This is a genomic window from Rubrivirga litoralis, from assembly GCF_031846415.1.
Taxonomy (GTDB): domain Bacteria; phylum Bacteroidota; class Rhodothermia; order Rhodothermales; family Rubricoccaceae; genus Rubrivirga; species Rubrivirga litoralis.
In genome coordinates, this window is the sequence record NZ_JAVRHT010000060.1 from 1 (window position 1) to 8,835 (window position 8,835).

10 protein-coding genes are annotated in these 8,835 nt (G+C 66.4%); 7 read left to right on the plus strand and 3 right to left on the minus strand.

The annotated features are described in order from the left end of the window. Nucleotides 1–1,027 (minus strand): hypothetical protein (locus tag RM540_RS15680; protein WP_311665854.1); only part of this gene is annotated, 1,027 nt, incomplete at its 3' end. Nucleotides 1,028–1,414: 387 nt separating this feature from the next. Between RM540_RS15680 and RM540_RS15685 the strand changes: the two genes are divergently transcribed. The 7 genes from RM540_RS15685 (at nt 1,415) to RM540_RS15715 (ending at nt 6,273) form a co-directional block, all read left to right on the plus strand. Continuing rightward, nucleotides 1,415–1,888 carry a plasmid mobilization protein gene (locus RM540_RS15685; protein ID WP_311665856.1) on the plus strand — a complete coding sequence of 158 codons (474 nt, stop codon included), beginning with the start codon at nt 1,415–1,417 and terminating at the stop codon, nt 1,886–1,888. Next, a complete protein-coding gene (locus RM540_RS15690) occupies nt 1,885–3,435 on the plus strand; it encodes a relaxase/mobilization nuclease domain-containing protein (RefSeq protein WP_311665858.1) in 1,551 nt (516 codons plus the stop codon). Before RM540_RS15685 ends, RM540_RS15690 begins: the two co-directional genes overlap by 4 nt. 133 nt (nt 3,436–3,568) lie before the next feature. Continuing rightward, nucleotides 3,569–4,126: a ParA family protein gene (locus tag RM540_RS15695; protein WP_311665860.1), complete on the plus strand. Its 558-nt coding sequence runs from the start codon at nt 3,569–3,571 to the stop codon at nt 4,124–4,126. A gap of 74 nt (nt 4,127–4,200) precedes the next feature. Beyond that, nucleotides 4,201–4,395 carry a ribbon-helix-helix domain-containing protein gene (locus RM540_RS15700; protein ID WP_311665862.1) on the plus strand — a complete coding sequence of 65 codons (195 nt, stop codon included), beginning with the start codon at nt 4,201–4,203 and terminating at the stop codon, nt 4,393–4,395. Between the two features lie 55 nt (nt 4,396–4,450). Further along, nucleotides 4,451–5,299 carry a replication protein RepA gene (locus tag RM540_RS15705; RefSeq protein WP_311665864.1) on the plus strand — a complete coding sequence of 283 codons (849 nt, stop codon included), beginning with the start codon at nt 4,451–4,453 and terminating at the stop codon, nt 5,297–5,299. 345 nt (nt 5,300–5,644) lie between these two features. Further along, entirely contained in the window at nt 5,645–5,914 is a 270-nt protein-coding gene (locus RM540_RS15710; protein ID WP_311665866.1) for a hypothetical protein, read from the plus strand. Next, nucleotides 5,914–6,273 carry a PIN domain-containing protein gene (locus RM540_RS15715; RefSeq protein ID WP_311665868.1) on the plus strand — a complete coding sequence of 120 codons (360 nt, stop codon included), beginning with the start codon at nt 5,914–5,916 and terminating at the stop codon, nt 6,271–6,273. The genes RM540_RS15710 and RM540_RS15715 overlap by 1 nt, the downstream gene beginning before the upstream one ends. Nucleotides 6,274–6,594: 321 nt before the next feature. On the opposite strand, the gene RM540_RS15720 is transcribed toward RM540_RS15715, so the two are convergent. Both RM540_RS15720 and RM540_RS15725 read right to left on the minus strand, forming a co-directional pair. Next, on the minus strand, nt 6,595–7,332 hold the full coding sequence (locus tag RM540_RS15720) for a hypothetical protein (protein WP_311665870.1): 738 nt from the start codon (nt 7,330–7,332) through the stop codon (nt 6,595–6,597). 118 nt (nt 7,333–7,450) lie between these two features. After that, a partial coding sequence (locus tag RM540_RS15725; RefSeq protein WP_311665872.1) for a T9SS type A sorting domain-containing protein occupies nt 7,451–8,835 on the minus strand: 1,385 nt, incomplete at its 5' end.

An 8,835-nucleotide genomic window follows, 5' to 3' on the forward strand; every position in this document is an offset into this window, starting at 1 on the left:
TTTCGCAGAATGTTTTCCCGCTCAAGTAACCATTCCCGACGCGGACGCGGCTGTTGACCGACCGGACTTCGAGGAACAGCTCCAGTGACCCGTCCCCGTCATCGTGGGAGACGGTGGTCGAGTAGTACCCAGTCGAGCTCGTGACGAGGATGTTGTTAAGCGCGGCGAACGCCGAGTTCCCGTCGTCCTCCCACACGGCGACCTCGACGAACGGGAGCGGGCGGATGACACCGGCGTAGTCGGTGTAGTAGACGTACCCGCTCACGTTCACGGTCGTCACGCCGGCCGCGCTCGCCGAGGCGGTGGTGCCTGAGCTAGACCGGCTCTGCGAGGCGCCCCCCTGCGAGCCTTGGCCGTTCGCCCCTGAGGAGGTGCTGTCGTAGCGGACGGCGCCGTCGGCGTCCATGTACCGATCTCCACGGACGCCCGGCTTCGCCTCCGCCGGCTCGCCCTGCCCCAGAGTGGGGACGCCGAGGGGGACGAGGTAGAGGGACCCCGGCTCCCCGCCCTGCTCTGCGAGGTATTCCGAGAGTCGGACGACCCGGAAGGCCTTCGGCTTCTCCCCCGGCTCGGCCGGGACGAACGTGAGCACCTCCGCGCTGTATGCCGGAGTCCCATCGGGGAGCGTGCCGGTGACCTCGACAACGACCACGTTCGGTTCGGGGTCTACGTCGGTCCGGCTCCGCTTCGGGAGCTTCCGCTTCGACAGGCGCCGGAGTTCCTTGGGGAGGTCGAGGCTGACCTGCTTCCGCTCCTTGTTGCGGGTCTGGCCGAGCGCGCGCTTGCTCTTGACCTTGGAGGCGTTGGGCGTGTCGGAGTCGGCCTGCTCTGTGAGGGTGACCGTGACGTCAGAGAGGTCGCCCTGGAGGACGATGTCGAGGGGAAGACTACCGCCCGAGGTGACCGAGCCGTCAGGGAGAACGACCTCGGCGGCCGGGGGGAGGGACTGGGCTTCCGAGGGGCGGGTGCCCCCGAGGGCGAGAGCGGAGAGGACGGCTACGGAGACAGTCTTAACGAAGGGTGTCATGGTCGTCGGTGGAGTGGTGGGGTCGCGGACGACGAGGGGGCGTGTAGGCGCTGGGTTTTGCAGGCGCTACGTCGGAAGGAGGCGAGTGTAGGGAGCGCGGAGGTCATTGCAACTGGATCCCGAAACTTTTCCCTTCAACCTGCTGAGATGGATCCTGTAACTCCAGGTGATTGCCCTCAGCGAAGCGGGAGCTGTGTCCTGTATGACGGCAGCTCTCTCATATCCGCGCGATTTGATGCGAGCAAGTGGATGTAACACATCCCGACCGCCCCGCTCCGGGTCCGGCGTCGTAGGTTGGGGGAGGCCGGCGGGCGTTTCGCGACGAGCGCTCAACGCCGGGAGCCCGAGTCCGAGAGCCCCCCCGCGCCGGTAGCGGCGCCCGTGATCATGGCCGTCGAGAAGAGCGTGGTCCGGTCGGTGAGGTTCAGCCCCGAGGAGTGGGGCCGCGTCGAGGCTTGGGCGCGGGACGCGCAGGTGAGCCCGTCGCGGTACGTCCGCGAGGCGACGATGCGGCGGCGGCCGGCCGAGCGGCCGCGGGGCGTGCGGGCCGAGGCCGTCCGCGAGATGAAGGCGGTCGGCCGGAACCTGAACCAGCTCGTCCGGCTCGCCCACCGGGCGCGGGCCGACCGGGCGGCGGGGCGGGGGGCGGACCCCGCGCTCGGCGGGGCGGGCGGGACGGTGACGCCGGAGGAGGTCGCGGCGTGCCTGGCCAACGTGCTCGCGGCCATGGACCGGGTGAGCCCGCCGCGGTCGGAGGGCGACGCGTTCATCGCCTCCGACATGGAGCCCGACCACCCCGACCGTGTGGCCGCGAGTGGGACGGCGGCCGGCCGGGGGCGGGCAGACCGGGGGGCACCGTGATCGGGTCGACGTCGAGCGGGGCCAGCTTCGGCGCCTTGGGGTCGTACCTCGAGCGCGGCAAGGGCGACGTCCCGGCCGAGGACCGCGTGGCGTGGGTCGAGGGGCGGGGCTTGGTCCGGGAGGTGGACGGGTCGGTCTCGGTCGAGCGCTCGGCGCGGTTCATGGAGGCGACGGCGGACCTGAACCCCCGGTGCACCGAGCCGTGCTACCACGTGTCGATCTCGTTCGACCCGTCCGACCTCCCCGGCGGGCCGAGCGATCCGGCCTCGCGCGAGGTCATGCTGGGCGTGGCGCGCGACACGCTCCGGGACCTCGGGTTGCACGAGCACGAGGTCGTGGTCGTCGCGCACGGGGACCGCTCGCACCCCCACGTCCACATGATGATCAACCGGGTCCACCCGGAGACGGGGCGGGCGTGGGACCGGTGGCAGGACCGGGTGCGGCTGGAGCGCTCTCTGCGGGGCCAGGAGCGCGCGCGGGGGCTCCGGGAGGTGCCGGGCCGGCTCGGACGGCTGGAGGGCCAGGAGCGGCCCGCCAGGGGCCTCTCACGGGGGGCGCAGCGGGCGGCGATGCGGGAGGCCGAGCGGATGGGGGAGCGCCCGCCGCTGGAGGCGGCGCGGTCGGCGCTCCGGTGGGAGTTCCGGGAGGCGAAAGGGTGGGACGACCTGGAGGGCCGACTCGCGAAGGAGGGGTACGTGCTCCGGGCGAAGGGGCGGGGGCTCGTGGTCCGCGACGGGCGGGGCCGGGAGGTGAAGGCGTCGGCGGTGGCCCGGAACGGCGGGCGCGGTCAGCTGGAGAAGCGGTTCGGGGAGGGGTTCCGCGTGCACCGGGCGCGGGTCGAGGCGCGGACGGGGCCGGTGCCGGCGGGGCTCTCGCCGCACGCGGAGGCCGTGGTCCGGGCCGAGCGGGACCGCGAGGCGGCGGCCGAGCTCCGGGCGGCGGCGGGGCGAGCGGGGCGTCGGGTGGGGTCGGCCGAGGGGTCGGTCCGGGCGCTCGCGGACCAGGAGCGGGAGGTGGCCGGGGCGTGGCAGGGGGTCCGGGACCGGCTGAGAGGGGTGTACGAGGACCCGGCCGGGGCCGAGCGGCTGTTCGTGCGGCTGAGCCGGACGGAGGGGCTCGAGCGGGCGTGCGAGGAGCTCGCGCAGCGGCCGGAGCGGTTCGGGCGGCTCCGGGAGACGGAGCACCGGAAGTGGGGGGGGCTCGCGGTCGAGCGGCGGACGGACGCGGCCCGGGCGGCGGCGTCGGGGGCGGCCCTGGAGGGGGCGCAGTACGGGGAGCGGTGGCGGGCGCTGGAGCGGGAGAGGGAGCGGGCGCCGCGAGCGCTGAGGGAGGCGAAGGGGGCGCGCGAACGAGCGCGAGCGGCGGTGGCGGCGCGGCCGGGGGAGCACGTGGCGGCGGGGCGGGTGGAGGGGCTGGGGAAGGCGCTCCAGCCCGTGGACCGGCAGATGCTGGAGAAGGCGGCGCCGGGTGTGTCGCGGTCGGTCGGGGCCGTGGTGGCGAAGGCGCTGGCGCGGGAGGCCGAGCGGGGGTACGACCTCGGGCGGTGAGGGAGGCGACAGCGCTTCGGCCGGACCTGCACACGGCCAGCGAACCAAAAGCAGCTGACGCCAAGACACATTGGCGCAATGATGCAATGGCGTCTGTGCCGTACATTGCGTTCACTCACCGGACGGAAGGGTTATGCGGGTCATCTCCTTTGTGAACAAGAAGGGCGGCGCCGGGAAGTCGACCTCAGTCTGCGCCCTCGCGCTGTATTGGGTCGAGCGCGCCCGGAAGCGCGTGGCCGTCCAGGACATGGAACTCGACGGTGGTTCGAGCAGCTTTGTGGAGCACATTGGCCACCCTAACCTCGCGCACTACGAGGATGGAGACACCTACGACTACGTACTGATCGACACGCAGGGCGGCGCCTCAGACGCCGAGTTGGCAGAGGTCGAGCGGAGTTCGGACCTAGTCGTCATCCCGCTGCTTCTGGCGCCGCTCGACGTCGCCAAGGCTGTCGAGACGGCGGCGAAGCTGCACCGGCCGGAGCGTGCCCGCTTGCTCCTCAACCAGACCCGGGCCAACACCACCGCTTGGCGCGACCGGGCACGGGTGCTTGACGCCGTCCCGGTCGCGCCGCTGGAGAGCCACCTGACCCGGCGGACCGCTTATGCGAACCTGCTTGTCGACGGGTGGAGCGCTCTGAGCCGTGAGGCTCTCACCGAACTAGAAGCCCTCGCATGGGAGGTCAGCTAATGGCAAAGCAACGCGATCTGTCCGCCCTCGTCGGGGCGAAGCAACGGAAAGAGAAAGAGGCTGCGGGATCGGCTATGAGTCAAGACGCCGATGTGTCAAGACGCAAAGATGCATCGAGCGACGTAAAACGCAAGCACTTCCGGGTCGAGAAGAAGGTGGCCACCCGGTTTGCCATCCTCGCGAAGGAGCGGGACACGACCGAGACGGCGCTCCTACACGAGGCCATCGGCCTGCTGTTCGAGAAGTACGGGGTGGACGTCCCGCGCTGACCGCGCCTGTCTGGACCGCTCGCGTTTCCCCGGCTCGCTATCGAGAGGACCACCCATGAGCAAAACCCAGCTACAGCAGATCGACCAGCTACTCGGGATCGGGTTCGGAGAGACCGACCCGGACACGCGCTACATGGCGCGGATCATGATGCAGGCCGTGATCCCTCACAAGGAGACGGCCTTGCGAGAGGTCGGGGTTCAAAATGGGGACTTCACGGTCGGCATCCAAGCTGGGATCGGTGAGAAGCTTCCGGCAGGCAGCTTGCCGCGCCTGCTCCTCGTCTGGGTGATCGCCGAAGCGATCCGCACTCGGAATCGGGAGATCTACCTCGGGGACTCTTTGGCGGAGTTCATGGGCAAGCTCGATATCGTCCCCCACGGCGGACGGTGGGGGAGCATCACACGGCTGCGAACGCAGGCGCGGCGGCTGTTCAATGCCCGCGTCTCGTTCATCTACAACGGCCCGAAGGGATACGGCTCCAAAAACGTCCAGTTTGCCGACATGGTGCGGATGTTCTGGACCAACGAGGACTTCAACCAGGGGGACCTAGAAGGGCACTCGATCACGCTCTCGCAGCCCTTCTACGACGAGATCGTCAAGCGGCCCTTTCCTTTTGATATGAACATCCTACGGGGGCTTGCGCGCTCCCCGTTGGGCATCGACCTGTATGTATGGCTCACTTACCGAGTCAGCTACCTGAAGCAGCCCGTCAACATCTCCTGGGAGCAGTTGCAGAAGCAGTTCGGTTCCGCCTACGTCAGCCCCACCGGAGGGAAAGAGTTCGCCCGCTCTGCTAAGCGGGAGCTGACGAAGATTCGCGCTGCGTGGCCGCAGCTCCGTTACGAGACGCCGCGCGGGCGTCTCCGGCTGCATCCGTCTGCGCCCTCGATCAGCAAGACCTAGACCGCCCAATAGGGGCCGCTCAACCTGTGGACGGGGAGACTTATCCACGCATTAAGACCCCACCTTCCCACAAAACGTTGCAGGACAATAGCTTGCCAGGGTAAAACCCCGCCTTTTGGGGTAGGCTTACGCATTAAGACCCCACCTTCTTACGCATTAAGACCCCACCAACCTGTATTACTCCTATAAAACCCCTTCCTGTAGGAGCACGAGGTCTTGTGAGTTTGGGGATAACCGGCTCCGCCAACGGCCCCCGTCCGTCCCGAGACACACCGTGGCCGAGTCCAATTGCACAGGCAGCGCAGGCGGGCTACAATGCACCAACACCTAGAGCGGGACCCGACCATGAGCTTGCAAGAGATCGAACGAGCCATCGCCGATCTACCGGACCGCGAGAGGGCCGAGCTCGTCCGGTGGATCAACGAGAACCTGAACGAGAGGGCCGATGACCGCGGCCGCGGGTACCCCACCATGTCCCAGCAGGAGGACGAGTTGATCCAGCAGCGCCGGGAGTTGGCTGAGGCCGCCGCTCCCTACTGGGCCGGTGGGGACGGGCTGGAGTACCAAGTCCGCATTCGGACCGAGTGGGACGACCGACCCGGGGCCGACCGCTAATGCTCCTCGACTCCGTCATCGTCATCGACCGCTTGAACCGGGTGCCGGAGGCCCTCACCTTCTTCGGCCAGCACGCCGACCTTGCGGTCTCCGCCGTCACCGTGGCCGAAGTGCTCGCGGGAGCCGAGGAGGACGGACACGCTGACGTTTCAGCCTTCCTGAGCACGTTCGCGTTCCTAAACATGGACTTGGCCATCGCCGAGCGGACTGGAAGGCTCCGCCGAACGGAGCGGTGGAAGCTCCCCGACGCGATTCAGGCGGCGACGGCTCAGCACCACGGTCTCCAGCTCGTCACGCGGAACACGAAGGACTTCAAGCCGGAGCGACACCCGTTCATCCTCGTCCCGTACACGCTCTAGCCTCTCAGGGGCTCGTAGCTCCCCGCTGAGCGCGTCCGAGCACTCGCCCCGTCTTTGGGGACCCGCCAGGACGATCGGCGCTCTACGAGACACGTAGGACGCCGTAGAAGGAAGCCGCCTCCTCCCCTCTGAGGTACCGCCGGCCAGCATTATCGGCAGCCCTCCGGGACCTCGGATCTGCAACGGATGAGGCTAGATCTCGCCGCGGCCTCAGTTCCTAAGAGACGCCTCCTGACGCCAACGCCGATTCCGGGCTTCTAGAGGGGGCGCCGTGGGTCGATACTTGCGATAACCCTACCTACCGGAAGTTCGTCTGAAGTACTATTGAGCGTCTCTGCGGATGATCACGCTTAGACCTATGAAGTTGGGATCGGTGCAGTCGTAGCCCGATAGGTCGAACTCCTTCACCACCCGAGCCTCGACGGTGTGCGGGCTGAACCGCACCGACTCCCCCTGGACGAGCTTGACCCGCCGGCCCTCGTGCTCGACGGTGAGCCGGAGCGGTGTATCCCTGAGGCCGCACCCCGCGTCTCGCCATCCGTACTCTGCTGGCTCAACCCCGAACGCCCACCCGTCGAGGAGCGGGAGGGTCCCGCCGTCGGGGAGAGCTGGGACGCTCGACCCGTAGAAGGCGAGGCCGTCGTCGTCGGTCACGAGGAGCGATGTGTACCCGCCGGTGGACGTTGGACCCACCCCCAGCGCCACATCGTACAGGCGACCGACGACGAGCCGGACGTCACTGGGCGTGAGGTCGTGGAGCTCGAAGGCGTGGGTAGTGTCATCGGCGGTGAAGACGAGGCGGAGGTAGTCATACCCCGAACCGGGCTGGTCTCCCCCTTTGCGCTGGAGCGAGAGATCTGTGAGAGCGCCTGAGGCCGACCACGAGCAGAGGGGAGAGCTTGACCCGCAGTCGAACCTCAGCGGTGTCTCCGGGTAGAGCCGGAAGGACGAGAGCGGTTCCGGGGCCTCCCTATCTGTGAGCGAACAAGAGGGTAGAGCAAGCACTACGGCGCTGACAAGGAGGAGCTTAAAACTGGCGAAGAGGGGGAGGCGGTTCATCACCGGAGCTTTTGGGGAGACGGAAGCCAGAGCAGAACCTTGCGGTAGTGCGGTACGGATGCGGCGGGGGGTATCCGATTCTCCCCCCCGCCGATTAGTGGCATCCTCTGTGACAGTGTCAGCGGACGACGGTAACCCGGCGAACCTCAGCGTACGAACCGGCCTCGATCCGGACCACGTAGACGCCTGCCGGGAGCCCCTGCGCCTCAAACGGGGCCGAGTGGTACCCGGACTCTACCGAGCCGTCGGCGAGGAGGGCCACCTCCCGGCCCAGCAGGTCGTACACCGCGAGACGGACGGAGGCCGCTTCCGGGAGGTCGTACCGGACTGTGACGGTCCCACGGGACGGGTTCGGCGCCGGCGCGTGGAGGGCGAACTCCGTCGGAGTCGCGGCGGTGAGAAGAGCGGGGCAGAGGATTTGGCTCGGGTCGCAGTTGGTCCCGACGGAGACGTATTGGAACGCTGACTTCGTTTGTCCCCCACTCGTCACAGTCACGGAGAGATCAAAGTCCGAGAGACCGCTCGTGGTGTACGACCGGGAAGTGACCCCGGTATCCCCGCCGCTCTTGTACCAGCGGTACGAGTATGATCCCGTGGCGCCGGAGGCGCTAGCCGTCCACGTACCGCTCTGCCACTGGTTGAGAGCTGAGGGGCCGGAGATGTACGCGTTGAAAGGGGCTGTCTCGGGGAGGATCGGGGTCGGGAACCCGTTCTGGACCATAACCCTCGACGCCCGGTTCTTCTCCAGTTGCGTGAGATACCCAGAGGCGAGGGCAGCGTCGTAGAACTCGTAGATGCTGTCGATATTATTCATCCTAATTATCTCGAGCTCTTCATGCAAAGAATAAATTCTGTCAGCGTCATCATCACCATCGTCGTTTAGGTCGTAAAAGTCATTAACTGTAGATGATACTCTAAACTCATTATGGGCGCCAGGATTATTTTGAGTAAATGATCCGTAGCGATTGTCATAAGCTAGCTCAACGTTAGGAACAAAGCTAAAATTACCAGCATTGTAAGTTTGGTCAGTAAGAACAGCTTGTGCGAACGCAGTAGGCCATCCCTCTGTCCAGGCAAATCCAGGATCTATCAAAGTGCCGTAGAAGTGCTGGCCTCCTGCATTGGGAGGACGATACGAGTTGCGGCGGAACATCGTAAAGTGCCCATATTCATGATACGCAACATCTTCACTTCTGGCAATACCATGTATAATGTCAAAAACGAGATGATGGTTATAGTTGTTGAGAGAAAAAGCGCCGTCATTGTAAAGGCTGTTAGACGGGAAATCAATACCTGTAACAGCACGAACTTGTCCTGGTGAGAATGCGGTATGGGTGAAGTTAGCTGCATCGTTAAGCCACTTAAAAAGTTGAGCACCGATCCTGCGATTGTCTGATATAGTATAGGTCATCTGACGAGTTCCTCCTGTGATTCCTGTCACCACAGGTCCGCGCCATGAATACTGGTTGCTAGCTAGTGCGAGGCCGCAGTAGCTGTTTCCAC